This window comes from Pseudomonas sp. MWU12-2029 (genome assembly GCF_023242425.1).
Taxonomy (GTDB): Bacteria; Pseudomonadota; Gammaproteobacteria; order Pseudomonadales; family Pseudomonadaceae; genus Aquipseudomonas; species Aquipseudomonas kribbensis.
In genome coordinates this window covers 255,055-279,548 of sequence record NZ_JALJDY010000010.1, presented here as the reverse complement: position 1 = coordinate 279,548, position 24,494 = coordinate 255,055, and the positions used below count along the sequence as shown (strand labels likewise).

Below are 24,494 nucleotides of genomic sequence, written 5' to 3'. Positions count from 1 at the left end.
GTCATCGAGTATTCAAAGGGCGTCTTCAGCGGCAGGAACGGCTTGATCTGACGATGAATATCCGGCAGCGAAAACCGATCAGTGGTTGCTCATCAGACCGTGCAGCACACCCAGCCGCAAACCGGGTTCCGATGGCTCCATTTGCGCGATGCCGAACACCTTGAAGGCCGCGAGCATGACGACCAGGCCGCCGGGCAGAATGCTCTGGCGATGCGACTGCAGGCCGACGAGTTTCAATTGCCGCACATTGCTGACGTCCAGCAGGCGAAGCGACAGCCGCAGCAGGCCGCCATAGGTGATGCCGCCCTGACCGTAGTCGTTCAGGCGATTGGCCTTGAGCACTTTGGCCAGCATCCGTGCCGTGCCCGAGGAGCCGATAGTCTGCTGCCAGCCCTGGGCGCGATAGCGGCGGGCGACTTTCTCGAATTGCAGGATGGCCACCCGTTCGGCCTCTTGCAGGGCGCCCGGGGAAATGTCGCCATTGCGAAAGTAGCGTGCGCTCAGGGTGCCGCTGCCGATGGCGATGCTTTCGGTCAGTAACGGTTGCGAACCCTGGCCGAGGATCAGTTCGGTGGAGCCGCCACCAATGTCGACCACCAGGCGCATGTCATCGGCGACCGGCAAGGTGTGGGCCACACCGGCGTAGACCAGACGCGCTTCTTCGTGCCCGGAAATCACATCGATGCGAAAGCCCAGATGCCGCTCCGCACTGCCAAGAAACAACTGGGCATTGTCGGCCTCGCGCACGGCGCTGGTGGCCACCGCCCGCACACGGCCCGGCTCGAAACCGCGCAGCTTTTTGCCGAACCGCGCCAGGGCCTGCCAGCCGCGATCCAGTGCCATCTCGTCGAGCGCCCGGCCATCGAATCCCTCGGCCAGCCGCACCGGTTCACGCAAGGTTTTCACTTCCTGAATCATGAAGCCTTTTCTGCTGCGGACCGACTGACCGATCATCATGCGAAACGCATTCGAACCGAGATCGATGGCAGCAAACAGCGAGGCGTCTTCTTTCATGGGAATCCTTGCAAAATCCACCACCCCAGGCCCGGGCGGTTTGCGAGGATTCTGCAATGGCTTCGATGACAACCTGATGACGCGGGGAGGGCGGTTCAATGAATTTGACGCTGTCATGACAGTGTCATTATCGGGTGTCCATACTTGCCCCCAATACATCGCGTGCTTTTCATGATTTTGGCTGCCAACTTTGGCAGCTTTTTTTTGCCTGCGATTTGACTTGTCAGCGAAATTTGCAATTCGAAGGAATGCCCGATTAATATACGATCCATATATATTTCATATCGGATTTCGTAATGGGCATCGTAAAGATTTCAGAGGACATGCACGAAAACCTGCGCATCTCCAGCAATGCACTCAGCCGCTCGATCAACGCGCAGGCCGAGCACTGGATGCGCATCGGCATGCTCGCCGAGCTGTATCCCGACCTCGATCACCACGCCATCTGCCGCTTGCTGATTCGCGCCGAGCAAGCGGGTGGTCTGGATCTGCAACAAATCTGTGCCCTGGCCGATGCCGCGCAGAACATCCCGGTTCAAGAGGCAGCCAAGGCATGAGAAACCCGATCAAGATCAACACCCGGGCCGAGATCGCCCAATCCCGTGTGGCTGCGCAATTGGCCGCCGAGGTGCTGGCGATGCTGGTGCCCCACGTCAAGGCCGGGGTTACAACGGATCAGCTCGACCGTTTGTGCAACGATTACATCGTCAATGTGCAGAAGGCGATTCCGGCCAACGTCGGTTATCACGGCTTCCCGAAAACCGTCTGCGCGTCGGTCAATGACGTGGTCTGTCACGGCATTCCATCGGGCACGCCGTTGAAGGATGGCGACATCCTCAATCTCGACATCGCCGTGATCAAGGACGGCTGGTTCGGCGACACCAGCCGCATGTACGTGGTCGGCCAGGCCTCAGCCGAGGCGCAGCATCTGATCAAGACTACCTACGAGGCCATGTGCGCCGGTATTCGCGTGGTGCGTCCGGGCGCCACCCTGGGTGACATCGGTCATGCGATCCAGAGCCTGGCGGAGCGCGAAGGTTTCAGTGTGGTGCGCGAGTACTGCGGGCACGGGATCGGCAAGGTCTATCACGATGAGCCGCAAGTGCTGCATTACGGATATCCGAATCAGGGCCTGAAGCTGAAAGCGGGGATGATCTTCACCATCGAGCCGATGCTCAATGCCGGCAAGCGCCATGTGAAGAACATGCCGGATGGCTGGACCGTGCTGACCAAGGATGGCTCGCTGTCGGCGCAGTGGGAACACATGGTGGCGGTGACGGAGGACGGGTTTGAGGTGTTGACGGCCTGGCCTGATCAGATCGAAGGTTTTACGGCTATCGCTTGAAAAAAAGGCCACCGCAACCCTACGTTGCGGTGGCCGCAAGTAACACGCGAAAAGTCCGCAGGTCAGTGAGCGCCCGCCGCTTTGTTCAAGTCGCTTTCGGCCCACTCGGTATAGACGCAGGCATCGGCAGTCGCCCAGCGCACCTGCACCGGATCCCCGGCCTTCAACGGCATCCCCGCCGCCGACAGCGCTTTCACCGTCATCGAAGTCCCGCCTGAAGTCACCACACTGCACGTCTGGCTCTCGCCCAGAAACAGCACCTCGACCACCTTCGCCGAAACCTCGTTCCAGCCCGCTGCCAACGGCTCGCTCGCCGCTTGCTGCACACTCAACGCCAACGCCTTTTCCGGGCGCACCATCAGCAAAACATCCTGCCCGGTCTGCAATCCGGCAGTCAGGCGAATCGACAGCGATTGCCCTTCAAAACTCGCCGCGCCGTTGCCCTGAGCCTTGAGTTTGAGGAAGTTCGAGTTGCCAAGGAACGACGCCACAAATGCATTCGGCGGATTCTGGTACAGGTCATAACCGCTGCCGAGCCCGACAATCTTGCCGTGACTGAAAATCGCGATGCGCTGGGACAGGCGCATGGCTTCTTCCTGATCGTGGGTCACGTAGACGATGGTGATGCCGAGGCGACGGTGCAACTGGCGCAACTCGTCCTGCAAGTCTTCGCGCAGTTTCTTGTCCAGCGCGCCGAGGGGTTCGTCCATCAGCAGAATGCGTGGCTCGTAGACCAGCGCCCGTGCGATGGCGACCCGTTGCTGCTGGCCGCCGGACAGTTGCGAAGGACGGCGATGAGCGAACTGTTCGAGTTGCACCAGTTTCAGCATCGCATCGACACGTTTGTCACGCTCGGCCGCCGCGAGTTTGCGGATCGCCAGCGGGAACGCGATGTTGTCGCGCACCGACAGATGTGGGAACAGTGAATAACGCTGGAACACCATGCCGATGTCGCGTTTGTGCGGCGGTACGTTGACCAGCGACTGTCCGTTGACCAGGATCTCGCCGCTGCTCGGGGTTTCGAAGCCGGCAAGCATCGACAGCGTGGTGCTTTTGCCCGAGCCGCTGGAGCCGAGGAAGGTCAGGAATTCGCCGTCCTTGATGTCCAGCGAGATGTTGTCCACGGCGGCGAAATCGCCGTAGTGCTTGTTCAGGTTGCGCAGGCTGACCAGGGGTTTGTCGTTCTGCTGGGATGCGTCTTTGATCACGGCACTCATGTCGTACTCCTGGCGCTCAGGCGCTGATTTCGTTGCGCCGGCGCAGCGCGGCGGCGATCACCATGACCAACACCGACAGGCCGATCAGCAGCGTCGAAGCGACGGCGATCACGGGCGTCAGGTCCTGGCGCAGGGTGGTCCACATTTTCACGGGAAGGGTTTGCAGGGTCGGGCTGGCCATCATCACGCTGAGCACCACTTCGTCCCACGAAACCAGGAAGGCGAAGAGGGCGCCGGCCACCATCCCCGGACGAATCGCCGGAAAGGTCACCTTGAACACCGCTTGCAGGCGTGACGCTCCGCAGATCACCGCCGCGTCTTCAATCGACTGATCAAACAGCTTCAGCGAGTTGATGATCGAGATGATGGTAAACGGCAGCGCGACGATCACATGGCTGACGACGAAGGCGAACATCGTCCCGGTGTAGCCGAGCTTGAGGAACAGCGCGTACACCGCCACGGCGATGATCACCAGCGGCACGATCATCGGCAGGGTGAACAGGCCGTAGAGCATTTCCCGGCCGGGAAAGCGCCCGCGCACCAGCGCAAAGGCAGTCGGCAAACCGAGGGCCACGGCGCAGATCGTGGTCAGCACCGCAACCTTGAAGCTGGCGGCCGCTGCATTCATCCAGTCGGCATTGGAGAAGAACTGGCCATACCATTTCAGCGTCCAGCCCGGTGGCGGGAACACCAGCCATTGGGACGAGCCGAACGACAGCAGCACGATGAACACGATCGGCAGCAGCAGAAACAGTGCGATCAGCCCGGTGGTTGCATACAGGCCGAAGCGCATCCGGCGGCTCATGGCGTTGGGAGTCAGGAGCATGTCGGCTTACCTCGCGTTACTGGCGCCAACCGGGGATTCCGGCTGAAGCTTCAGGTAGAAGTAGAACAGCACCAGGGTGATGACGATCAGCAACGCGGCGCCGGCGCTGGCCAGACCCCAGTTGAGGAACGATTGCACCTGCTGAATGATGAACTCCGGCAGCATCATGTTCTGCGCCCCGCCCAGCAGCGCCGGGGTGACGTAGTAACCGAGCGACATCACGAACACCATCAACCCGCCGGACGCCAGGCCCGGCCGGCACAGCGGCAGGAACACCCGGAAGAAGTTGGTCCATGGACTGGCGCCGCAGATCGAGCCGGCCTGCAGGATCATCGGGTCGATGGCCTGCATGGTCGCCTGCAACGGCAGCACGATGAACGGGATCATGATGTAGCTCATGCCGATCACCACGCCGGTCAGGTTGTGCACCATTTCCAGCGGCTGATCGATAATGCCCATGGCCATCAAGGCTTTATTGATGACGCCCGAAGCCTGCAGCAGCACCAGCCACGAATAGGTGCGGGCGAGGAGGCTGGTCCACATCGACAGCAGCACGATGTTGAGGATCCAGCGACCCCAGCCCCGTGGCACCAAGGTGATTGCCCAGGCCAGCGGGAAGCCCAGCAGCAGGCTGAACACCGTCACCAGTCCGGCCACCGAAAAAGTGTTGAACAGCACCCGGGCGTACGCCGAGTTGGCGAACAGTTGTTCGTAGTTGCCAAGGCCCGGCACCGGTTCGAGAACGCCGCGCAACAGCAGGCCAATCAACGGCGCGAGAAAGAACAGGCCGAGGAACAGCAGCGCCGGCGCGAGGTTGCCGGCGCCGCGCCAGCGTTGCTTGAGGGACGGGGCTGGCGCCATGGCACTGGCCTTTTTTTCGGCGGCCGACCCGGCAGCGCTGGCGGCGCTCCCGGTGGCAGTGGAGGGACGGGACGCGGTGGCCGCCATTTTCATTTGACCAGCCATTCGTTCCACCGTGTCGCGATGGCCTGGCCGTTCTTGGCCCAGTACGCGAAATCAAGAGTGATCTGGTCCTTAGCGTAGGCAGTCGGCAGGTTCGGGGCCAGCGTCGAGTCCAGACGCTGCACACTGTCGACGTTGACCGGGGCGTAGGCGGTCAGGTTGGAGAAGTCGGCCTGGCCCTTCGCGCTGCTGGCGCTGGCCAGGAACTTCATCGCCGCGTCCTTGTTTTTCGAACCCTTCGGCACGACCAGGATGTCAGCCATTACGAGGTTCTGTTTCCAGCTCACGCCCACCGGTGCGCCGTCTTCCTGCAGGGCATGGATCCGGCCGTTCCAGAACTGGCCCATGCTCGCTTCACCGGAAGCCAGCAGTTGCTGCGACTGCGCGCCGCCGCCCCACCAGACGATGTCTTTCTTGATGGTGTCGAGTTTCTTGAAGGCGCGATCCAGGTCCAGCGGGTAGAGCTTGTCGGCCGGCACGCCGTCGGCGAGCAGGGCCAGTTCGAGCACGCCGGGGCTCGGCCATTTGTACAGGGCGCGTTTGCCGGGGTAGGTCTTGGTGTCGAACAGCGCGCTCCAGTCCTGCGGCTTGCTGGCGCCGAGCTTGCCCTCGTTGTAGCCGAGGACGAAGGAGAAGAAGAACGAACCGACGCCGTAGTCGCTGACGAAGCGCGGGTCGATCTTGTCGCGCTGGATCTGTTTGAAATCGAGGGGTTCGAGCAGGCCTTCGGCGGCGGCGCGCAGGGCGAAGTCGGCTTCGACGTCGACCACGTCCCATTGCACGTTGCCGCTTTCGACCATGGCCTTGAGTTTGCCGTAGTCGGTCGGGCCGTCCTGCACGACGGTGATGCCGCTGGCCTTGCTGAACGGATCAGCCCAGGCCTGTTTCTGCGCATCCTGGGTGCTACCGCCCCAGCTGACAAAGTTCACACTCTCGGCGGCCATCGCGGCCTGACCGGTCACGCTCAGCAGTCCCGCAAGAAAGATCGCGGTTGCAGCTTTGTTCAACACCATTTTTACGCCCTCATTGTTGTGTTTTTGAGCGGGCTTGCGTTGTTGCCCGCCTGTCGGGAGCAGTAGCTGGACGGTTTTTCAGGTCGTCCGGTCTATGGAATATCATATTATGGTATTCCAAACATTGTGCAAGCACTTTGCCTTACCGGCTATCTGGCAAACGGGGTCATTCGGTGAACGGAATGCTCTCGACCACCTCAAGATCGTAGCCGGTCAAACCGGCATATTTCAGCGGTGGGCCCAGGTGACGCAGCTTGCCGACGCCCAGGTTCTGCAGAATCTGCGCTCCGGTGCCGACCTCCGAATAGATCCGCGATTGCGAGCGACTGAACTGCCGTGGCGGCTGCGTCAGTTGCGGCACCCGCTCCAGCAACGCCTGCGACGACTCATGATTGGCCAGCACCACGACCACGCCATGGCCTTCGGCCGCGACCCGTTGCAGCGCTGCCCACAGCGTCCAGTTCGTCGGTCCGCTGTACTCGGCACCCACCAGATCGCGAAGCGGATCGATCACATGCACACGCACCAGCGTCGGCTCCTCACGGCGCAGCTCACCCATGACCATCGCCATGTGCACACCACCCTCGATGCGATCTTCGAAGGTGATCAAACGGAACGTGCCATGCACCGTCGGCAACTCCCGCTCGCCGATGCGCTCGATGGTGTGTTCGGTGCTCAGGCGATAGTGGATCAGGTCGGCGATGGTGCCGATCCTGATCCCGTGCTTGCGCGCAAAGACTTCCAGATCCGGGCGGCGGGCCATGGTGCCGTCGTCGTTCATCACTTCGACAATCACCGAGGCGGGCGTGAAACCTGCCAGACGCGCCAAATCGCAACCGGCCTCGGTGTGACCGGCGCGGGTCAACACGCCACCTTCCTTGGCGCGCAGCGGGAAGATATGGCCGGGCTGCACCAGGTCTTCAGCGCGAGCGTTCGACGCCACCGCAGCGGCCACCGTGCAGGCGCGGTCGGCAGCAGAAATGCCGGTGGTCACGCCGACCGCCGCTTCGATGGAGACCGTGAACGCCGTGCTGAACACGCTGCCATTGCTCGGCACCATTTGCTCAAGCCCCAGACGCTGGCAATGATCGTCAGTCAACGTCAGACAAATCAGCCCTCGGGCCTCACGGGCCATAAAACTGATCGCTTCGGGCGTGCAGCGATCAGCGGCCAGCAGCAGGTCGCCTTCGTTTTCCCGATCCTCGTCATCGACCAGCAACACCATTTTGCCGAGGCGATAATCTTCGATGATTTCTTCGATGCTGTTGAAGGCCATGCTGGACTCTCGATTTGAGTGAAATTCGTGGTATACCATAATACAAATTCAACCAAGAGGTCACTATGAAGGCGTACTGGATTGCTCACGTGGACATCACCGATCCCGATCACTACAGCCAATACACCCAGCGCGCGCCGAAAGCGTTCGCCGAGTTCGGCGCGAAGTTTTTAGCCAGAGGCGGGCGCAGCGAAGCGATGGAAGGGCGGACGACGCCACAGCGAAGCGTGGTGATCGAGTTCGAAAGCTACGAGCAGGCGGTGGCGTGCTACCGCTCGGCGGCGTATCAGGAAGCAAAGAGCTATCGCGAGGAGTGGGCGCGGGCGGAGATCATTATTGTGGAAGGGATGGCGCCGTAACGTCTTGCCTGCAAACCCGCAAGAACTACAGAATCGAACGCGGCCGCGATCTTTTGATATTTTTTCTGGATCAGGAGATCGTCCGCCGGACGGAATTTAATGCCTGCGGTTTTGCACGGTGTGCTCTAAGGGAATATTGATGCGCATGACAAAAGGAATGTTTGCAGGTGGGCGAGTAGGCCTCTGGCTGGTGATTGCGCTATTTGTAAATGCAGTCTTTCTGGCTTTTCTGATTTTCGGGAACAGTGCGAAGGAACGCGATCTGGAGCTGGTTAAAACCAAAGAACCCCTGCTGGTCGAAGGGCAAGGCGGCGATGACAATTACTATGTCCTGCCGATGGGAACAACGCTATATCACGATAAAAGCTTTCCTGAAGGGCACGATCGTTATGTGGTGTATCTGAATCACAAAGGTGCCATTGCCCACGAAGAAGTCCCAATGAAGCCTGAATATGGCGGTTCTTTTATCGATCCTCTTTGGCTGGCCAATATTGATGCCGATACCTTGAAAGACATTTTCAAGCGTTTCCCGCTCTCCAAGAAAGACATCTCCGCTGCTCTCAAAGCCAATGAAATCACCAAAGATGATCTGGCGGATATCATTCGTGCGATGCCGGATTGAGCACCTATCTACCGAGGAATCGGGCCGGGCTCTGTATCTCTTGCAAGTGACGGCTGATCAACGCATGAAATGAATCTTGCCGCTGTCGTCATTGCCCATGTACATGCCATAGACCCCGGCCTGGCGTTCCTCGATGTAGCGTTCGAGGATCTGCCGGATCGCCGGGTAGTAGATCTGCTCCCACGGGATGTCTTCGGGGGCGAAGAATTTGCAGTCCCGGGTTTCCGGACCGTACTCTCCAGTGATTTCCAGTGCGAGGGCGCGGAAGATGATGTAGACCTCGCTGATCTTCGGCACGCTGAAGATCGAATACGGCGAGACGATTTCCGCGCGCACGCCGCTTTCTTCCCAGACTTCGCGCAGGGCGGCCTGTTCGGTGGTTTCGCCGCTTTCCATGAAACCGGCGGGCAGGGTCCAGGTGCCCGGGCGCGGGGGAATCGCCCGTTGGCACAAGAGGTATTTGCCGTCCTGCTCGATGATGCAGCCGGCGATGATCTTCGGGTTCACATAGTGGATGTAGCCGCAGCCGCGGCACATCAGGCGCTCGTGCGTATCGCCCGACGGCACCTGCTGACCGAGGTCGGCGCCACCGCATTTCGGGCAAAAGCTCGGGCTGAACATGTCAGTGACCTATACGCGGTTCTTTCAGTGCGATGGGCAGGGTGATCGCCGGTGTGGCGCCGGTCTCTTCCTGTTTACGCTTGAGGTACTCGAGGGCCACGGCAGCCGCAGCGCGGACGTGATCGACGCAGGCCTGATGCGCTGCGAGTGCGTCGCCGCTCTTGATCGCCTCGACCATTTTTTCCATTTCCTGGTTGCTCGCGCCGCGACGGTTTTCCTGGGACACCGAGGTCGCCCGCAGGTAGCTGATGCGCGCCTGCAACTGACGCAACTGGGTGGCCGCGACATGGTTGCCCGAGCCTTCGAGCAGTACGTCGTAGAAACCCTGCACCGAGTCGATCACCTGTTGCAGTTCGCCGTCCTTGAGCGCCTTGCGGTTCTCGTCGAGGGCTTTTTCCAGGGCCTTGATGTCCTTGGCCTTGGCGCGCAGGGTGAACAGCTGGACGATCAGGCCTTCGAGCACGCAGCGCAGCTCATAGATGTCGACCGCATCGGCGAGGGTGATGATCGCCACGCGCGGACCCTTGGCGTCAGCGAACTCCACCAGGCCTTCGGATTCCAGGTGGCGCAAGGCTTCGCGCACCGACGTACGGCTCACGCCCAGGCGATCGCACAGATCGCGCTCCACCAGGCGATCGCCCGGCAGCAGCTGGAAGTTCATGATGGCGCTTCGCAGTTTATCCAGCACGATTTCGCGCAGGGTGACGGGGTTGCGATTGACCTTGAAGCTGTCGTCGAGTGGCAGGCGTTTCATGGGGTCCGCTCTTTAAGTTGGCTGTCCATGCCAGACGGGCATTCAAACAGCCGAGGGGTTAACTGGAGGCCTCGGCGTCGGCTTCGGCGAAGGCTTCACGGGCGAGCCGGAAACTGTCCACGGCTGCCGGGACGCCGCAATAAATACCGACCTGAAGCAGAATTTCGCGTATTTGCTCACGACTCAGGCCGTTACGCAAGGCGCCGCGCACATGCAGCTTGAGTTCATGCGGGCGGTTCAGCGCAGAGATCATCGCCAGGTTGATCATGCTGCGCTCCTTGAGCGACAGACCCTCGCGCCCCCAGACATGGCCCCAGCAGTATTCGGTGACCATTTCCTGCAGCGGGCGGGTGAAGTCGTCGGCGTTCTCGATCGAGCGCTGAACATAGGCTTCGCCGAGCACCTGGGTGCGGATCTTCAGGCCTTGCTCATACTTTTCGTTGCTCATGTGTCCTCCGCTCAGCCCAGTGTCGGCAAGCCGCCGAGCTTGCCCTTGTGATAGATCATTGGCGTCACCGGTTGCGCCGGCAGGATCAGGTTCTTCACCGCACCAACGATGATCGCGTGATCGCCACCGTCGTACTCGCGCCACAATTCGCACTCGATGATCGCCGTGGCCTTGGCGAGGATCGGGTTACCGAGTTCGCTCAAGTGCCAGTCGATGCCATTGGCCTTGTCCTTGCCTTTACCGGCGAAAGCGTAGGCCTCGGCGGTCTGGTCGGCGGACAGCAAATGGATCGCGAAACGCTTGCTGTCGCGCAGCACCGGATAAGTGTCGGAGGCGTAGTTGGGACAGAACAGTACTAGCGCCGGATCAATCGACAGCGCACTGAAGGCGCTGGCGGTGATCCCGACGATGCCGCCGTCCGGGTCGAGGGTGGTGACCACCGTGACCCCGGACGGAAACGAGCTCATGACGTCTTTGTAAATGCCGGGTTCGATCATGTCGCAGGACTCCTAGCGCATCACAAACGGATCAGGCATCGGAGCCTGAGAGAGGTTGATCCACACCGTTTTCAGTTCGGTGTAGGCCAGCACCGAATCGATGCCGCTTTCGCGTCCATAGCCACTGTTCTTGAAGCCGCCGATCGGTGCCATGGCCGACACCGCGCGGTAGGTGTTGACCCAGATGATCCCCGAGCGCACGTCCCGGGCCAGACGGTGGGCGCGGCCCAGGTCGCGGGTCCAGATACCGGCGGCAAGGCCGAACTGCGAGTCGTTGGCAATCGCCAGCGCTTCGGCTTCGTCCTTGAAGCGGATGACCGAAGCCACCGGACCGAAGACTTCTTCCTGCATGATCTTCATCGAGTTGCGGTCGCACTCGAACAACGTTGGCTCGTAGAACCAGCCATCGCCCACACCGCTCGGGCGTTTGCCCCCAAGACGCAGGCGCGCACCTTCGGCGATGGCGTCGGCCACCAGACCTTCGACCACGGCCAGTTGCTGCGCAGTGGCCATCGGGCCCATTTCGCTGCTGTCGTCCTGCGGGTTGCCGATGCGGATGCGCTGGGCGCGCTCCACCAGCCGGCTGACGAACTCGTCGTAGATTTCGTCCTGCACCAGCAGTCGCGAACCGGATACGCAGCTCTGGCCGGACGCCGCGTAAATCCCGGCGATGGCGCCGTTGATCGCGCTGTCGAGATCGGCGTCGGCGAAGATGATGTTCGGCGACTTGCCGCCCAGTTCCAGCGACAGCTTGGCGAAGTTTTCGGCGCTGCTGCGCACCACATGCCGGGCCGTGGCCGCGCCGCCGGTGAAGGCGATCTTGCGGATCAACGGATGGCGGGTGAGGGCGGCGCCGGTGCTCGGGCCGTAACCGGTGACGACGTTGACAACGCCCGGCGGAATCCCGGCTTCGAGGGCCAGGCGCGCCAGTTCCAGAATGGTCGCCGAGGCGTGCTCGGACGGTTTGATCACGATGGTGTTGCCCGCCGCCAGCGCCGGCGCCAGTTTGATCGCGGTCAGATAAAGCGGGCTGTTCCACGGAATGATCGCGGCAACTACACCCATGGCTTCGTGCACGGTATAGGCAAACAGGTCGGGCTTGTCCAGCGGCAGGGTGCCGCCTTCGAGCTTGTCTGCAAGGCCTGCGGTGTAGTGGAAAAACTCCGGCAGATATCCGACCTGACCCCGGGTTTCGCGGATCAGTTTGCCGTTGTCGCGGCTTTCCAGCTGCGCCAGTTGTTCCTTGTTTTCAGCGATCAGGTCACCGAGACGACGTAACAGTTTGCCGCGAGCGGTGGCGGTCAGGCCGCGCCATGCCGGGCTGTCGAAAGCGGTTTGCGCGGCTTGCACGGCGCGCTCGACATCGGCCTCATCGGCGTCGGGCAGTTCGGCCCAGGGTTCGGCCAGTGCCGGGTTTAGGCTTTCGAAAGTCTTGCCGGAGAGGGCGTCGACCCATTCTCCGCCGATGCACATCTGGAAGCGTGCGAGTGTCATGCAACGATCCCCTTAATATGGTTTTGTCGGGCGTGTGCGGTTTCGAGAAATTCCAGCAGCTTCTGGTTCACCAGCCGAGGCGACTCTACCGGCATCATATGCCGTTGCTCGGGCAGCACGGCAACCTTCGCGCCGGGAATGCGCGCGGCCAGTTGCTCGGCCATTTCCGGGGTCGATCCGGGGTCCAGCTCGCCGGTGGCGATCAGCGTCGGCGCCTGGATGCTGCCCAGGTCGTCGGCGCGGTACATGTCTTGTGTGGCGAACAATTCGTAGGTGGTCAGGTAACCCTGCGGATCATTGCCGGCCAGGGTCTGGCGAATCGCGGCGATCTGCGCCGGGTTGGCTGCCTGATATTCACGGCTGAACCAGCGCGACAGTGCCGCTTCGGCATTCGCATCCGGCCCGTGCTCTGCGGCCTGCGCGGTGCGGGCGATGACGCCGGCGCGCTGCTCTTCGCTGCGGTTGAACACGCTGTTGAGCACCACCAGGCTTTTCAGGCGTTCCGGGTAATGCAGGGTAAATGCCCGTGCCACCAGGCCGCCCATGGAAAAACCGATCACCGATGCCAGCGGCAATTGCAGGTGGTCGAGCAGCTCCAGCAACTGATCGGCATAACCGAGCAGGGCGGTGCCGCTGGCCGGACGCGGGCTGGCGCCATGGCCGAGCATGTCGTAGGCGATCACCCGGTATTGCGTGGCCAGACCAACGATCTGGCCGCCCCACATTTCTTTGTTCAGGCCCACGCCGTGGATCAACACCACGGGGTGGCCCTGGCCGGTCGCCAGATAACTGGTGCCGGCCGGGGTGAGTTCAGCGGTATGCCGAATCATGGAGCGCTCCTGCAGTGCCTTTTTATTGTGATTACTGGGCTTTTTCGGCGGCCAGTTCTTCCAGATCGATGTAGCGGTTGCCGATGCGCGGATGCAGGCGACCACCGTCGGCGCAACCGAGCACCACGACGATTTCGTCGGCGCGCGGGGCGTCTTCTATCTGCATTTCCAGGGTGATGTAGTGCGAGCGCAGACCTTCGTCGTCCTTGTGCATCATCGGGATCTGAATCGAAGTACCCGGACCGCCGCGCTTGTTGGTGAAGCTCAGGTAGCTCTTGGCCTTGACCGCTTCGCGGTAGTGATTGCCGAAGCGCAGGGTGTGGATCACCGCCGAGGCGTGTTCGATCTCGCCATTGGCACCGACCACCGCAGCCTTGCCGTAAGCCTCGATCTTTTCGGCGCCGCCGATGATGCCCACCAGACGCTCGACCATCATCGCGCCGAGGTCGGAGCAGTTGGCGCGGATCTGCGGCTTGAGATCCTCGACAAAGCCGTTGCCGACCCACGGGTTTTTCATCACGACGGCCAGGCCCACCATGGTCACCGGGGTGTCGGAAGCCTTGCCGCCTTCAATGAAGGTCTCTTCGACATAGCTGACGATCTTGCGAATTTCGAAACTCATGAGCTGCTCCGTAGGGGATAAAGAGTGTCTGTGCGTCTGATGGTATACCATAATACCGATCGTGCAAGTCCCCCACGCAAGATTCCCGTCCATCAGTCGGACGAATGCCCGCGCATTCAGCCGCCGCTGTAATCCCTTTCGGTTAACAAAAGATAACGTTGCGCCGATTGTCAGACGTTTCGAATGCCCGATAGGATGAGCCAGCTTCCGAAGTGGCTCTGGATTGCGGGTTTCAGGACTATGCTTCTGACCAGCCGTCGCCGGAGCACACTTGCGGCGCCCTTGAAGGCCGAATGGCCTAACAATAATAAATAGGGGAAGGTCTATGAGTCGTTGCCGCCCGCCGGCGTTACGCAACACCGCGTTGCTGGCCACAGCACTCTCTCTGCTGGGCTTTGCCACCTTGTCGGCGCCTGTCCTGGCTGCCGAAGCGCCCGCCGACGTGGTCTACGCCATCGAATCGGCCAAGGCCCCGAAAAGCCTGATGCTCGATGTCGTTCACGCCGGTTCACGGCTGGTGGCGGTCGGGGATCGCGGGCACATTCTCTACTCCGACGACCAGGGCAAGTCCTGGACTCAGGCCAAGGTGCCGAGCCGCCAGTTGCTGACGGCCGTGTATTTCGTCGACGACAAGCACGGCTGGGCCGTCGGCCATGACGCGCAGATCCTCGCCAGCGAAGACGGCGGCCAGACCTGGACCAAACAGTTCGAAGACCTCAAGCGCGAATCGCCGCTGCTCGACCTCTGGTTCAAGGACCTCAACAACGGCCTGGCCGTGGGGGCCTACGGCGCGTTGCTGGAAACCACCGACGGTGGCAAAAACTGGCAAGACGTCAGCGACCGCCTCGACAACCAGGACCAGTTCCACCTCAACGCCATCGCCGCCGTCAAGGACGCCGGGCTGTTCATCGTGGGCGAGCAGGGCGCTATGTTCCGCTCCGCCGACTGGGGCCAGACCTGGGAAAAAATCGAAGGCCCGTATCAAGGCTCGCTGTTCGGTGTGATCGGCACCGCCCAGCCTTCCACGCTGCTGGCCTACGGGCTGCGCGGCAACCTCTACCGCTCCACCGATTTCGGCAGCACCTGGCAGCAGGTCGAACTCAAGGCTGCGCGCGGCGCCCTGGAGTTCGGCCTGTCCGGCGCCACGCGGCTCGACGACGGCTCCATCATCATCGTCGGCAACGGCGGCACGGTGATCAGCAGCAGCGACAACGGTGAAACCTTCAGCGTGTTCAACCGCCCGGATCGTATCTCGCTGTCGTCGGTCACCGCCGCCGGCAACGGCAACCTGATCCTGAGCGGGCAGGGTGGCGTCCACACCACCACGCCAAACGGCACCGAGCTGGGCAAATGAGCCGAATCAATAATAAGAAGGCGGGGCTATGACTTCCTTGAGCACTCATCATCAGGACAAGGCGACGTTCCTCGAACGCCTGATCTTCAACAATCGCCCGGCAGTGATCGTGATCTGCCTGCTGGTCAGCATTTTCCTGTTCTGGCAGGCGACGCTGATCCGCCCGTCCACCAGTTTCGAAAAAATGATCCCGCTCAAGCATCCGTTCATCGAGAAGATGATGGAGCACCGCAACGATCTGACGAACCTGGGCAACACCGTGCGCATTTCGGTGGAAGCCAAGGACGGTGACATCTTCTCCAAGGAGTACATGGAGACCCTGCGCCAGATCAACGACGAGGTGTTCTACATCTCCGGCGTCGACCGTTCCGGCCTGAAGTCGCTGTGGAGCCCGAGCGTGCGCTGGACCGAAGTGACCGAGGAAGGTTTCGCCGGCGGTGAAGTGATTCCGCAGAGCTACGACGGCTCCCAGGACAGCCTCGACATGCTGCGCAACAACGTGCTCAAGTCGGGTCAGGTCGGGCGTCTGGTGGCCAACGACTTCAAGTCGAGCATCGTCGACATCCCGCTGCTGGAGTCCTACCCGGACCCGCAGGACCAGGGCAAGTTGCTGGCGCTGGACTACCGCCAGTTCTCCCATGAGCTCGAAGACAAGATCCGCAACAAGTTCGAAGCGCAGAACCCCAACGTCAAGATCCACATCGTCGGTTTCGCCAAGAAGGTCGGTGACTTGATTGATGGTCTGGTGATGGTGGTGATGTTCTTCGGCATCGCGTTCGTCATCACCCTGATCCTGCTGCTGTGGTTCACCAACTGCCTGCGCAGTACCGTGGCGGTATTGAGCACCACGCTGGTGGCGGTGGTCTGGCAACTGGGGTTGATGCACTTTTTCGGTTTCGGTCTCGATCCGTATTCGATGCTGGTGCCGTTCCTGATCTTCGCCATCGGGATTTCCCACGGCGTGCAGAAGATCAACGGTATCGCCCTGCAATCGAGCGAGGCGGATAACGCGCTGACTGCGGCGCGGCGCACCTTCCGGCAACTGTTCCTGCCGGGGATGATCGCGATTCTCGCGGATGCGGTGGGCTTCATCACACTGCTGATCATCGACATCGGCGTGATCCGTGAACTGGCCATCGGCGCGTCCATCGGCGTGGCGGTGATCGTGTTCACCAACCTGATCCTGCTGCCGGTGGCGATTTCCTATGTCGGCATCAGCAAGCGCGCCATCGCCAAGAGCAAGAAGGACGCGAACCGCGAACATCCGTTCTGGCGCCTGCTGTCGAATTTCGCCAGCCCGAAAGTCGCACCGGTGTCCATCGCGCTGGCGCTGATCGCCTTCGGTGGCGGCCTCTGGTACAGCCAGAACCTGAAGATCGGCGACCTTGATCAGGGCGCGCCGGAACTGCGTCCGGACTCGCGCTACAACAAGGACAACAACTTCATCATCAACAACTACTCCACGAGCTCCGACGTACTGGTGGTGATGGTCAAGACCAAGTCCGAAGGCTGCTCGCGCTATGAAGCGATGGCGCCGATCGATGAGCTGATGTGGAAGATGCAGAACACCGAGGGCGTGCAGTCGGCGATCTCGCTGGTGACCGTGTCCAAGCAGATGATCAAAGGCATGAACGAGGGCAACCTGAAATGGGAAACCCTGTCGCGCAACCCGGACGTGCTGAACAACTCCATCGCCCGTGCCGATGGCCTGTACAACAACAGTTGCTCGCTGGCGCCGGTGCTGGTGTTCCTCAACGATCACAAGGCGGAAACCCTGGACCGTGCGGTGAAAGCCGTGCAGGAATTCGCCAAGGACAACAACAAGGACGGTCTGGAATTCATCCTTGCGGCGGGTAACGCCGGGATCGAAGCGGCCACCAATGAAGTCATCAAGCAGGCTGAACTGACCATCCTGATTCTGGTGTACATCTGCGTGGCGGTGATGTGCATGATCACCTTCCGCTCCTGGGCGGCGACCCTGTGCATCGTGCTGCCGCTGGTGCTGACCTCGGTACTGGGCAACGCGCTGATGGCGTTCATGGGCATCGGCGTCAAGGTCGCAACCTTGCCGGTGGTGGCGCTGGGCGTGGGGATCGGCGTGGACTACGGCATTTACATCTACAGCCGTCTGGAAAGTTTCCTGCGTGCTGGTTTGCCGTTGCAGGAAGCCTATTACCAGACCCTGAAATCCACCGGTAAGGCGGTGCTGTTCACCGGTCTGTGCCTGGCCATCGGCGTGTGCACCTGGATCTTCTCGGCGATCAAGTTCCAGGCCGACATGGGCCTGATGCTGACCTTCATGCTGCTGTGGAACATGTTTGGTGCGCTGTGGCTGCTGCCGGCACTGGCCAAGTTCCTGATCAAGCCTGAGAAACTGGCGGGGCAGAAGGGCAATTCGTTGTTTGCCCACTGATCGGCGAGCCTGAAACGAAAAAGCCGCAACCCAAGGGTTGCGGCTTTTTTATGTCTTCAGGACAGTTCGGTGCCGAGCACAACACTCAACGCACTCCGCGCATCATCCAACTGCACCAACGTCGCATGCCTAGCCCCCAACGCATCACGATTTTCGATCGCGGTGAGAATCGCCTTGTGCCGAGGCAACGCCAGTTCATGCAGATTCGGCCGCTGGTTGGAATGCTTCAACGCCTCGGCAATCGCCACCGACAGCATGTTGCACAGGTTAGCCAGCAAGTCGTTGTGGGTCGCATCGGCAATGCGGCTGTGGAAATCCAGATCCGGTTGCAGCAAGGCTTCCGGGGTCGGCGCGGCTTCCATGCGTTGGTAAGCCTCGGCAATCGACGCGATGTCGGCATCCGTAGCGTGCTGGGCGGCGAGGGCGGCGGCGGCCGGTTCGATGATGCTGCGCACACTGGTCAGCACATTGAAGAATTCATTCTGCGGGCTGCTTTGCATCAGCCAGTGCAGCACGTCCGGGTCGAGCATGTGCCATTCGCGGCGCGGCTTGACCACGGTGCCGACCCGCGGCTTCGAGTACACCAGCCCCTTGGCCACCAACACCCGCGTGGCTTCGCGCAACACCGGCCGACTGACCGCGTATTCCTCGCAGAGCAAGGCTTCGGCGGGCAGTTTGTCGTCAGGCAGAAAACGGCCGGAGACGATCTGCATGCCCAGTTCCTGGACGATGCGCGAGTGCATGCTTTTACGGTCGGAAGGTTTGCGGTAATCCATGGGGAACGGCACGATCCTGAGCGATGGAGATGCCGCGCATCATAGCAGGCACCACACAATCTTGAGGCAGATACACAAAGCAAATGTGGGAGCTGGCAAGCCAGCTCCCACAGTGGATGGCGTTGTTAATGGGAGTGTCGAGGGACCTCAGCACCACGGCAACCGACCAGGAAATCAAAATCACACCCCTGATCCGCTTGCAGCACATGGTCGATATACAACTGACGATACCCGCCCACCAACAACTGCTGTGGCGGTTGCAGATCCGCCATGCGCGCCGCCAGTTCGGCGTCCGGAATATCCAGGTGCAGACGCCCGCTGGCGCAGTCCAGCTCGATCCAGTCGCCTTCCTTCACCACCGCCAACGGCCCGCCGGCCGCCGCTTCCGGGGCGACGTGCAAGACCACGGTGCCGTACGCCGTGCCGCTCATGCGTGCGTCGGAGATGCGCACCATATCCGTCACACCTTGGGCCAGCAGCTTGGCCGGCAAGCCCATGTTGCCGACTTCGGCCATGCCCGGATAACCCTTCGGCCCGCAGTTTTTCATCACCAGAATCGAGTTCGCATCGACGTCCAGTTCCGGGTCGTTGATCCGCGCCTTGTACATGTCGAAGTTCTCGAACACCACGGCGCGGCCACGGTGCTGCATCAGTTCCGGCGTGGCGGCAGATGGCTTGAGCACTGCGCCCAGTGGCGCCAGGTTGCCGCGCAACACGCAGATCCCGCCGTCAGCACGGATCGGGTTGTCGAGAGTGCGGATCACTTGGTCTTCGCCGTAGATCGGTGCATCCTTGGTGTTCTCGCCAATGGATTTGCCGTTGACGGTCAGCGCGTCCGGATTCGGAATCAGATTGGCCTCGCCGAGGCGGCGCAGTACAGCCGGCAAGCCGCCGGCGTAGTAGAACTCTTCCATCAGGAAGCGCCCGGACGGTTGCAGGTCGACAATGGTCGGCATGCCGCGACCGATGCGGGTCCAGTCGTCCAGATCCAGTTCGACGCCGATACGTCCGGCGATGGCTTTGAGGTGAATCACCGCGTTGGTCGAACCGCCAATCGCTGCGTTGACCCGGATCGCGTTTTCAAAGGCCTCTTTGGTCAGGATCTTCGACAGCTTCAAGTCTTCCCGAACCATTTCCACCGCACGCATGCCGGACATGTGCGCCAGCACGTAACGCCGCGCATCTACTGCTGGAATCGCCGCGTTGTGGGGCAGGGATGTGCCCAGTGCTTCGGCCATGCAGGCCATGGTCGACGCGGTGCCCATGGTGTTGCAGGTGCCGGCCGAGCGGGACATGCCGCCCTCGGCCGCCAGGAAGTCGTCGATGGTGATGGTGCCGGCCTTGACCTGTTCGCTGAGCTGCCAGACCACGGTGCCAGAGCCGATGTCCTTGCCCTTGTGCTTGCCATTGAGCATCGGCCCGCCGGTGACAACGATAGCCGGTACGTCGCAACTGGCCGCACCCATTAACAACGCCGGCGTGGTCTTGTCGCAACCGGTCAGCAACACCACGCCGTCAATCGGGTTGCCGCGAATCGCTTCCTCGACGTCCATGCTCGCCAGGTTGCGGGTGAGCATGGCGGTCGGGCGCAGGTTTGATTCGCCGTTGGAGAACACCGGGAATTCCACCGGAAAGCCGCCGGCCTCGATCACACCGCGTTTGACGTGCTCCGCGATTTGGCGGAAGTGCGCGTTGCACGGTGTCAGCTCCGACCAGGTGTTGCAGATGCCGATGATCGGCTTGCCGTGGAACTGATGGTCGGCGATGCCCTGATTCTTCATCCAGCTGCGGTACATGAAGCCGTTCTTGTCGGCCGTGCCAAACCATTGGGCGGAGCGCAGGGTGGGTTGCTTATCAGACATGATCGATTCTCTTATTGTAAGACTATTGTTTGCGAGCTTCGGCTAAACATAAGCGCAAAATCGACGGTTTGGAAGTGTTGTTGGGTAATTAGTATTACTATATAGTCGTTTTCGACGGAGGGATGGCCCTGGCGGTTTTCCGTGAGAGGCGTCCCCCGAGGTTCCATAAAAACAACAATCGGAGACCGATCCCATGAGCCAGGAACTGCGGCTTGTCCGGCGCATCACGCTGAAACTGATTCCCTTCCTGATCCTGCTGTACCTGATCGCCTATGTGGATCGCTCCGCCGTCGGCTTCGCCAAGCTGCACATGGGCGCCGACATCGGCATCGGCGATGCCGCCTACGGCCTCGGTGCCGGGCTGTTTTTCATTGGCTACTTTCTGCTTGAGATCCCCAGCAACCTGATGCTCGAACGCTTCGGCGCGCGGCGCTGGTTTGCGCGGATCATGATCACCTGGGGCGCGATCACCATCGGCATGGCCTTCGTCCAGGGCCCGCACAGTTTCTACGTGATGCGCTTTTTGCTCGGCGCGGCGGAGGCGGGGTTCTTTCCCGGCGTTCTGTACTACATCACCCAATGGTTCCCGGTGCGCCATCGCGGCAAGATCCTCGGGCTGTTCATCCTTTCCCAGCCCATCGCGATGATGATCACCGGCCCCGTGTCCGGCGGCCTGCTGGGCATGGACGGCATTCTCGGTCTGCACGGCTGGCAGTGGCTGTTCATCGTCATCGGCACCCCGGCGATCCTGCTGACCTGGCCGGTATTGCGCTGGCTGCCGGACGGTCCGCAGCAAGTGACATGGATGGACCAGGCCGAGAAAGACTGGCTGACCGGTGAGCTGAAAAAGGATCTGCAGGAGTACGGCCAGACCCGCCACGGCAATCCGCTGCATGCGCTGAAAGACAAACGTGTGTTGTTGCTGGCGCTGTTCTATCTGCCGGTGACCCTGAGCATCTACGGACTTGGCCTGTGGCTGCCGACTCTGATCAAACAGTTCGGCGGCAGCGATCTGGTGACCGGTTTCGTGTCATCGGTGCCATACATCTTCGGCATCGTCGGGTTGCTGATCGTGCCGCGCAGTTCCGACCGCATGAATGATCGCTACGGGCATCTGGCGGTGCTTTACGTGCTTGGCGCCCTTGGCCTGTTCCTCAGCGCCTGGCTGTCGTTGCCGGTGGCGCAACTGGCGGCGTTGTGTCTGGTGGCGTTCGCGCTGTTTTCCTGCACGGCGGTGTTTTGGACGCTGCCGGGGCGGTTCTTTGCCGGCGCCAGTGCGGCGGCGGGCATTGCCTTGATCAACTCGGTGGGCAACCTCGGCGGTTACATCGGACCGTTCGTGATCGGCGCGTTGAAGGAATACACCGGCAACCTCGCTTCGGGCCTGTACTTCCTGTCCGGGGTGATGGTGTTCGGGCTGGTTCTGACGGGCGTCGTCTATCGCTTGCTGGAGCGCAAGCATGTGCTGCCGGTCGAGCAATTTGCGGCGAGTGCACGCGGTGCGACGCGCACCTGATTTGTTTCAACAGGAGAACATCATGCATCTGGTTCAATTCGAATTAAGTAACGGCGAGCGCCGTGTCGGGGTGGTCGAGGGCGGTCTGGTGCGCGAAGTGCAGGATGCGCGCACGGTTCGTGATCTGGCACTGGCGGCGATCGAGGCCGGCAGTACATTGGCGCAGCAAGTGCAAACCCTCGGCCTCGGCATCAGCCACGATTACGCGCAGTTGCTCAAAGACCTGCGCGTCCTGCCGCCGCTGGATCACCCGGACCCGGCGCACCTGCTGGTCAGCGGTACCGGCCTCACGCACCTCGGCAGCGCCTCGGCCCGGGACAAGATGCACCAGCAGGCCGGCGACGAAGCGGCGATGACCGACACCATGCGCATCTTCAAGTGGGGCGTGGAGGGCGGAAAACCGGCGGCGGGGCAGGCCGGGGTGCAACCGGAATGGTTCTATAAGGGCGATGGCAGCATTGTCGTGCGTCCCGGTCAGCCGTTCCCGCTGCCACCGTTTGCCGAAGACGCCGGCGAAGAACCGGAGATGGCCGGCCTCTACGTTATTGGCCACGACGGCAAGCCGTATCGCCTCGGGTTCGCGGTGGGCAACGAATTTTCCGATCACGTCATGGAGCGCAAGAACTACCTGTATCTGGCCCACTCCAAACTGCGCAGTTGCAGCTACGGCCCGGAGCTGCGCGTCGGTGAGTTGCCGCAACATCTGGCCGGCACCAGCCGCATCCTGCGCGACGGCGAAGTGCTGTGGCAGAACGAGTTCCTCAGCGGCGAGGCCAACATGTGCCACAGCCTGGCGAACCTCGAATACCACCACTTCAAGTACATCCAGTTCCTGCGTCCGGGCGACGTGCACATTCATTTCTTCGGCACCGCGACCCTGTCGTTCGCCGATGGCGTCCGCACTCAGCCTGGCGATGTGTTCGAGATCAGCCAGGCCGAATTCGGCGCGCCGCTGGTCAACGGCATCGCCCCGGTTGAAGCCGTTTTCCTACCGGACAGCATCGGCACCCTTTAAGGAGATCCCATGACTCAGATTCTCGGTCACAACTACATCGGCGGCCGTCGCAGCGCTGCGGGCAGCGTCAAGTTGCAGAGCATCGACGCCACGACGGGCGAGGCGCTGCCTCACGATTTCATTCAGGCGACGCAGGAGGAAGTGGACGCCGCCGCCAAAGCTGCCGCTTCTGCCTACCCGGCCTATCGCAGCTTGAGCTCTGAACGACGCGCGCAATTTCTCGATGCCATCGCCGATGAGCTGGATGCGCTCGGCGATGATTTCGTCGCGGTGGTCTGCCGTGAGACCGCGTTGCCTGCCGGGCGGATTCAGGGTGAGCGTGGTCGCACCAGCGGCCAGATGCGGCTGTTTGCCAAAGTCCTGCGGCGCGGTGATTTCTACGGCGCGCGCATCGACCTGCCGCTGCCGGATCGCCAGCCGCTGCCGCGCCCCGATCTGCGTCAGTACCGCATCGGCCTCGGCCCGGTGGCGGTGTTCGGCGCGAGCAATTTTCCGCTGGCATTTTCCACCGCTGGTGGCGATACCGCGTCGGCGCTGGCTGCCGGTTGCCCGGTGGTGTTCAAGGCCCACAGCGGCCATATGGCCACGGCCGAATTCGTGGCTGACGCGGTGATTCGGGCGGCGGAAAAAACCGCGATGCCGGCCGGTGTGTTCAACATGATCTACGGCGGTGGCGTCGGCGAGTGGCTGGTCAAGCATCCCGCCATTCAAGCCGTCGGCTTTACCGGTTCGCTGAAGGGCGGACGGGCACTGTGCGACATGGCCGCTGCGCGTCCACAGCCGATCCCGGTGTTCGCCGAGATGTCCAGCATCAACCCGGTGATCGTATTGCCCCAGGCCATGGCCGTGCGTTCGGAAACTGTCGCTCGCGATCTCACGGCATCGGTGGTGCAGGGCTGCGGTCAGTTCTGTACCAACCCGGGCCTGGTGATCGGCATTCGTTCGCCGCAGTTCACGGCGTTCGTCGAGCAAGTCGCTGCGCTGATCAGCGATCAACCGGCGCAAACCATGCTCAATGCCGGGACCCTTGGCAGCTACGGCAAGGGTCTGGAAAAACTCCTGGCGCACGCCGGCATCGAGCATCTGGCCGGCAACCCGCAGCAGGGCAATCAGGCGCAGCCGCAGTTGTTCAGGGCCGATGCCAGTCTGTTGATCAATGGCGATGAAGTGCTGCAGGAAGAAGTGTTCGGCCCGACCACGGTGGTCGTCGAAGTGGCGGATCAGACGCAATTGAGTGCGGCGCTGCTGAGGCTGCATGGTCAGCTCACGGCGACCCTCATCGGTGAACCGGCAGATTTCGTGCAGTTCCCGGAACTGACGCCGTTGCTGGAGCAGAAGGTCGGGCGGATCCTGCTCAACGGTTATCCGACCGGTGTCGAGGTGTGTGATTCGATGGTTCACGGCGGGCCGTATCCGGCGACGTCCGACGCCCGTGGCACCTCGGTCGGCACCCTGGCCATCGATCGTTTCCTGCGCCCGGTGTGCTTCCAGAACTACCCCGACAGCATGCTGCCGGACCCGTTGAAAAACGCCAACCCGCTGCGGATTCAGCGGCTGGTCGACGGCAAGCCTTCACGCGAAGCGCTCTAAGCCGAATCGCCGGGCCTTGTGTGGACAAGCTCCCCTGAGGCCCGGCGGCCACATTGAGCTATCATTG

Annotated in this window: 24 protein-coding genes; 9 read left to right on the top strand and 15 right to left on the bottom strand. The window is 61.5% G+C overall.

The genetic code is table 11. From position 1 onward, the window contains the following. Positions 1-78: 78 nt before the first annotated feature. Positions 79-1,014 carry a Ppx/GppA family phosphatase gene (locus M5B44_RS23990; protein WP_248740717.1) on the bottom strand — a complete coding sequence of 312 codons (936 nt, stop codon included), beginning with the start codon at positions 1,012-1,014 and terminating at the stop codon, positions 79-81. 296 nt (positions 1,015-1,310) lie between these two features. Here M5B44_RS23990 and M5B44_RS23985 point away from each other — a divergent pair, with 296 nt between their 5' ends. Continuing rightward, on the top strand, positions 1,311-1,571 hold the full coding sequence (locus tag M5B44_RS23985; protein ID WP_085711344.1) for a ParD-like family protein: 261 nt from the start codon (positions 1,311-1,313) through the stop codon (positions 1,569-1,571). After that, the gene (gene map, locus M5B44_RS23980) at positions 1,568-2,359 is read left to right on the top strand and encodes a type I methionyl aminopeptidase (protein WP_248740716.1); all 792 of its coding nucleotides are present in this window, start codon (positions 1,568-1,570) and stop codon (positions 2,357-2,359) included. The genes M5B44_RS23985 and map overlap by 4 nt, the downstream gene beginning before the upstream one ends. Before the next feature lie 62 nt (positions 2,360-2,421). Here map and M5B44_RS23975 read toward each other — a convergent pair whose 3' ends face one another. From M5B44_RS23975 to ribBA, 5 genes are all read right to left on the bottom strand, one after another. Further along, on the bottom strand, positions 2,422-3,576 hold the full coding sequence (locus M5B44_RS23975) for an ABC transporter ATP-binding protein (RefSeq protein ID WP_248740715.1): 1,155 nt from the start codon (positions 3,574-3,576) through the stop codon (positions 2,422-2,424). A gap of 16 nt (positions 3,577-3,592) precedes the next feature. After that, the gene (locus M5B44_RS23970) at positions 3,593-4,402 is read right to left on the bottom strand and encodes an ABC transporter permease (protein WP_248740714.1); all 810 of its coding nucleotides are present in this window, start codon (positions 4,400-4,402) and stop codon (positions 3,593-3,595) included. Positions 4,403-4,408: 6 nt separating this feature from the next. Continuing rightward, positions 4,409-5,356 carry an ABC transporter permease gene (locus M5B44_RS23965; RefSeq protein ID WP_248740738.1) on the bottom strand — a complete coding sequence of 316 codons (948 nt, stop codon included), beginning with the start codon at positions 5,354-5,356 and terminating at the stop codon, positions 4,409-4,411. Then, positions 5,353-6,378, bottom strand: coding sequence for an ABC transporter substrate-binding protein (locus M5B44_RS23960; RefSeq protein WP_248740713.1), 1,026 nt, complete (start codon positions 6,376-6,378; stop codon positions 5,353-5,355). The genes M5B44_RS23965 and M5B44_RS23960 overlap by 4 nt, the downstream gene beginning before the upstream one ends. 166 nt (positions 6,379-6,544) lie before the next feature. Next, positions 6,545-7,654 (bottom strand): bifunctional 3,4-dihydroxy-2-butanone-4-phosphate synthase/GTP cyclohydrolase II, encoded by a 1,110-nt coding sequence (gene ribBA / locus M5B44_RS23955; protein WP_248740712.1) that lies wholly within the window; start codon positions 7,652-7,654, stop codon positions 6,545-6,547. A gap of 65 nt (positions 7,655-7,719) precedes the next feature. On the opposite strand from ribBA, the gene M5B44_RS23950 reads away from it, so the two are divergent. Then, positions 7,720-8,013, top strand: coding sequence for a DUF1330 domain-containing protein (locus M5B44_RS23950; RefSeq protein ID WP_248740711.1), 294 nt, complete (start codon positions 7,720-7,722; stop codon positions 8,011-8,013). Between the two features lie 139 nt (positions 8,014-8,152). Continuing rightward, positions 8,153-8,635 (top strand): hypothetical protein, encoded by a 483-nt coding sequence (locus M5B44_RS23945; protein WP_248740710.1) that lies wholly within the window; start codon positions 8,153-8,155, stop codon positions 8,633-8,635. 57 nt (positions 8,636-8,692) lie between these two features. Here the strand turns inward: M5B44_RS23945 and M5B44_RS23940 are convergent, their stop codons facing one another. Genes M5B44_RS23940 through M5B44_RS23910 form a run of 7 tightly spaced genes read right to left on the bottom strand, consistent with a single transcriptional unit; the run spans position 8,693 to position 13,901 of the window. Further along, positions 8,693-9,256: an NUDIX hydrolase gene (locus M5B44_RS23940; RefSeq protein WP_248740709.1), complete on the bottom strand. Its 564-nt coding sequence runs from the start codon at positions 9,254-9,256 to the stop codon at positions 8,693-8,695. 1 nt (position 9,257) lies between these two features. Next, a complete protein-coding gene (locus M5B44_RS23935; protein WP_134826442.1) occupies positions 9,258-10,010 on the bottom strand; it encodes a GntR family transcriptional regulator in 753 nt (250 codons plus the stop codon). A gap of 58 nt (positions 10,011-10,068) precedes the next feature. After that, positions 10,069-10,458: a carboxymuconolactone decarboxylase family protein gene (locus tag M5B44_RS23930; protein WP_007957404.1), complete on the bottom strand. Its 390-nt coding sequence runs from the start codon at positions 10,456-10,458 to the stop codon at positions 10,069-10,071. A gap of 11 nt (positions 10,459-10,469) precedes the next feature. Then, positions 10,470-10,955 (bottom strand): flavin reductase family protein, encoded by a 486-nt coding sequence (locus M5B44_RS23925; RefSeq protein ID WP_248740708.1) that lies wholly within the window; start codon positions 10,953-10,955, stop codon positions 10,470-10,472. Between the two features lie 12 nt (positions 10,956-10,967). Beyond that, positions 10,968-12,449 carry an aldehyde dehydrogenase gene (locus tag M5B44_RS23920; protein ID WP_085603065.1) on the bottom strand — a complete coding sequence of 494 codons (1,482 nt, stop codon included), beginning with the start codon at positions 12,447-12,449 and terminating at the stop codon, positions 10,968-10,970. Next, on the bottom strand, positions 12,446-13,279 hold the full coding sequence (locus M5B44_RS23915; RefSeq protein ID WP_248740707.1) for an alpha/beta fold hydrolase: 834 nt from the start codon (positions 13,277-13,279) through the stop codon (positions 12,446-12,448). The genes M5B44_RS23920 and M5B44_RS23915 overlap by 4 nt, the downstream gene beginning before the upstream one ends. Before the next feature lie 31 nt (positions 13,280-13,310). After that, entirely contained in the window at positions 13,311-13,901 is a 591-nt protein-coding gene (locus M5B44_RS23910) for an amino acid synthesis family protein (protein ID WP_248740706.1), read from the bottom strand. A gap of 325 nt (positions 13,902-14,226) precedes the next feature. On the opposite strand from M5B44_RS23910, the gene M5B44_RS23905 reads away from it, so the two are divergent. Together M5B44_RS23905 and M5B44_RS23900 are read left to right on the top strand one after the other, a co-directional pair. Further along, the gene (locus M5B44_RS23905) at positions 14,227-15,255 is read left to right on the top strand and encodes a WD40/YVTN/BNR-like repeat-containing protein (protein WP_085711333.1); all 1,029 of its coding nucleotides are present in this window, start codon (positions 14,227-14,229) and stop codon (positions 15,253-15,255) included. A gap of 28 nt (positions 15,256-15,283) precedes the next feature. Then, the gene (locus M5B44_RS23900) at positions 15,284-17,668 is read left to right on the top strand and encodes an efflux RND transporter permease subunit (protein WP_085711332.1); all 2,385 of its coding nucleotides are present in this window, start codon (positions 15,284-15,286) and stop codon (positions 17,666-17,668) included. A 56-nt stretch (positions 17,669-17,724) separates the two neighbouring features. Here the strand turns inward: M5B44_RS23900 and M5B44_RS23895 are convergent, their stop codons facing one another. After that, positions 17,725-18,444 (bottom strand): FadR/GntR family transcriptional regulator, encoded by a 720-nt coding sequence (locus M5B44_RS23895; RefSeq protein ID WP_248740705.1) that lies wholly within the window; start codon positions 18,442-18,444, stop codon positions 17,725-17,727. Positions 18,445-18,569: 125 nt separating this feature from the next. Continuing rightward, positions 18,570-20,306, bottom strand: a complete 1,737-nt coding sequence (locus M5B44_RS23890; protein ID WP_114883595.1) for an IlvD/Edd family dehydratase — start codon at positions 20,304-20,306, stop codon at positions 18,570-18,572. A gap of 193 nt (positions 20,307-20,499) precedes the next feature. On the opposite strand from M5B44_RS23890, the gene M5B44_RS23885 reads away from it, so the two are divergent. From M5B44_RS23885 to M5B44_RS23875, 3 genes are read left to right on the top strand one after another with little or no spacing between them, the layout of a single operon-like run. Beyond that, positions 20,500-21,822 (top strand): MFS transporter, encoded by a 1,323-nt coding sequence (locus M5B44_RS23885; protein ID WP_248740704.1) that lies wholly within the window; start codon positions 20,500-20,502, stop codon positions 21,820-21,822. 22 nt (positions 21,823-21,844) lie between these two features. Further along, positions 21,845-22,837 (top strand): AraD1 family protein, encoded by a 993-nt coding sequence (gene araD1, locus M5B44_RS23880; RefSeq protein WP_248740703.1) that lies wholly within the window; start codon positions 21,845-21,847, stop codon positions 22,835-22,837. Between the two features lie 9 nt (positions 22,838-22,846). Then, complete coding sequence (locus tag M5B44_RS23875; protein WP_248740702.1) at positions 22,847-24,427, top strand: aldehyde dehydrogenase (NADP(+)); 1,581 nt, start codon at positions 22,847-22,849, stop codon at positions 24,425-24,427. Positions 24,428-24,494 lie beyond the last annotated feature (67 nt).

Bases quoted from the DNA above. Each gene is read 5' to 3' on its own strand.
- M5B44_RS23990 (WP_248740717.1), bottom strand. From the start codon at position 1,014: ATGAAAGAAGACGCCTCGCTGTTTGCTGCCATCGATCTCGGTTCGAAT.
- M5B44_RS23985 (WP_085711344.1), top strand. From the start codon at position 1,311: ATGGGCATCGTAAAGATTTCAGAGGACATGCACGAAAACCTGCGCATC.
- map (WP_248740716.1), top strand. From the start codon at position 1,568: ATGAGAAACCCGATCAAGATCAACACCCGGGCCGAGATCGCCCAATCC.
- M5B44_RS23975 (WP_248740715.1), bottom strand. From the start codon at position 3,576: ATGAGTGCCGTGATCAAAGACGCATCCCAGCAGAACGACAAACCCCTG.
- M5B44_RS23970 (WP_248740714.1), bottom strand. From the start codon at position 4,402: ATGCTCCTGACTCCCAACGCCATGAGCCGCCGGATGCGCTTCGGCCTG.
- M5B44_RS23965 (WP_248740738.1), bottom strand. From the start codon at position 5,356: ATGAAAATGGCGGCCACCGCGTCCCGTCCCTCCACTGCCACCGGGAGC.
- M5B44_RS23960 (WP_248740713.1), bottom strand. From the start codon at position 6,378: ATGGTGTTGAACAAAGCTGCAACCGCGATCTTTCTTGCGGGACTGCTG.
- ribBA (WP_248740712.1), bottom strand. From the start codon at position 7,654: ATGGCCTTCAACAGCATCGAAGAAATCATCGAAGATTATCGCCTCGGC.
- M5B44_RS23950 (WP_248740711.1), top strand. From the start codon at position 7,720: ATGAAGGCGTACTGGATTGCTCACGTGGACATCACCGATCCCGATCAC.
- M5B44_RS23945 (WP_248740710.1), top strand. From the start codon at position 8,153: ATGCGCATGACAAAAGGAATGTTTGCAGGTGGGCGAGTAGGCCTCTGG.
- M5B44_RS23940 (WP_248740709.1), bottom strand. From the start codon at position 9,256: ATGTTCAGCCCGAGCTTTTGCCCGAAATGCGGTGGCGCCGACCTCGGT.
- M5B44_RS23935 (WP_134826442.1), bottom strand. From the start codon at position 10,010: ATGAAACGCCTGCCACTCGACGACAGCTTCAAGGTCAATCGCAACCCC.
- M5B44_RS23930 (WP_007957404.1), bottom strand. From the start codon at position 10,458: ATGAGCAACGAAAAGTATGAGCAAGGCCTGAAGATCCGCACCCAGGTG.
- M5B44_RS23925 (WP_248740708.1), bottom strand. From the start codon at position 10,955: ATGATCGAACCCGGCATTTACAAAGACGTCATGAGCTCGTTTCCGTCC.
- M5B44_RS23920 (WP_085603065.1), bottom strand. From the start codon at position 12,449: ATGACACTCGCACGCTTCCAGATGTGCATCGGCGGAGAATGGGTCGAC.
- M5B44_RS23915 (WP_248740707.1), bottom strand. From the start codon at position 13,279: ATGATTCGGCATACCGCTGAACTCACCCCGGCCGGCACCAGTTATCTG.
- M5B44_RS23910 (WP_248740706.1), bottom strand. From the start codon at position 13,901: ATGAGTTTCGAAATTCGCAAGATCGTCAGCTATGTCGAAGAGACCTTC.
- M5B44_RS23905 (WP_085711333.1), top strand. From the start codon at position 14,227: ATGAGTCGTTGCCGCCCGCCGGCGTTACGCAACACCGCGTTGCTGGCC.
- M5B44_RS23900 (WP_085711332.1), top strand. From the start codon at position 15,284: ATGACTTCCTTGAGCACTCATCATCAGGACAAGGCGACGTTCCTCGAA.
- M5B44_RS23895 (WP_248740705.1), bottom strand. From the start codon at position 18,444: ATGGATTACCGCAAACCTTCCGACCGTAAAAGCATGCACTCGCGCATC.
- M5B44_RS23890 (WP_114883595.1), bottom strand. From the start codon at position 20,306: ATGTCTGATAAGCAACCCACCCTGCGCTCCGCCCAATGGTTTGGCACG.
- M5B44_RS23885 (WP_248740704.1), top strand. From the start codon at position 20,500: ATGAGCCAGGAACTGCGGCTTGTCCGGCGCATCACGCTGAAACTGATT.
- araD1 (WP_248740703.1), top strand. From the start codon at position 21,845: ATGCATCTGGTTCAATTCGAATTAAGTAACGGCGAGCGCCGTGTCGGG.
- M5B44_RS23875 (WP_248740702.1), top strand. From the start codon at position 22,847: ATGACTCAGATTCTCGGTCACAACTACATCGGCGGCCGTCGCAGCGCT.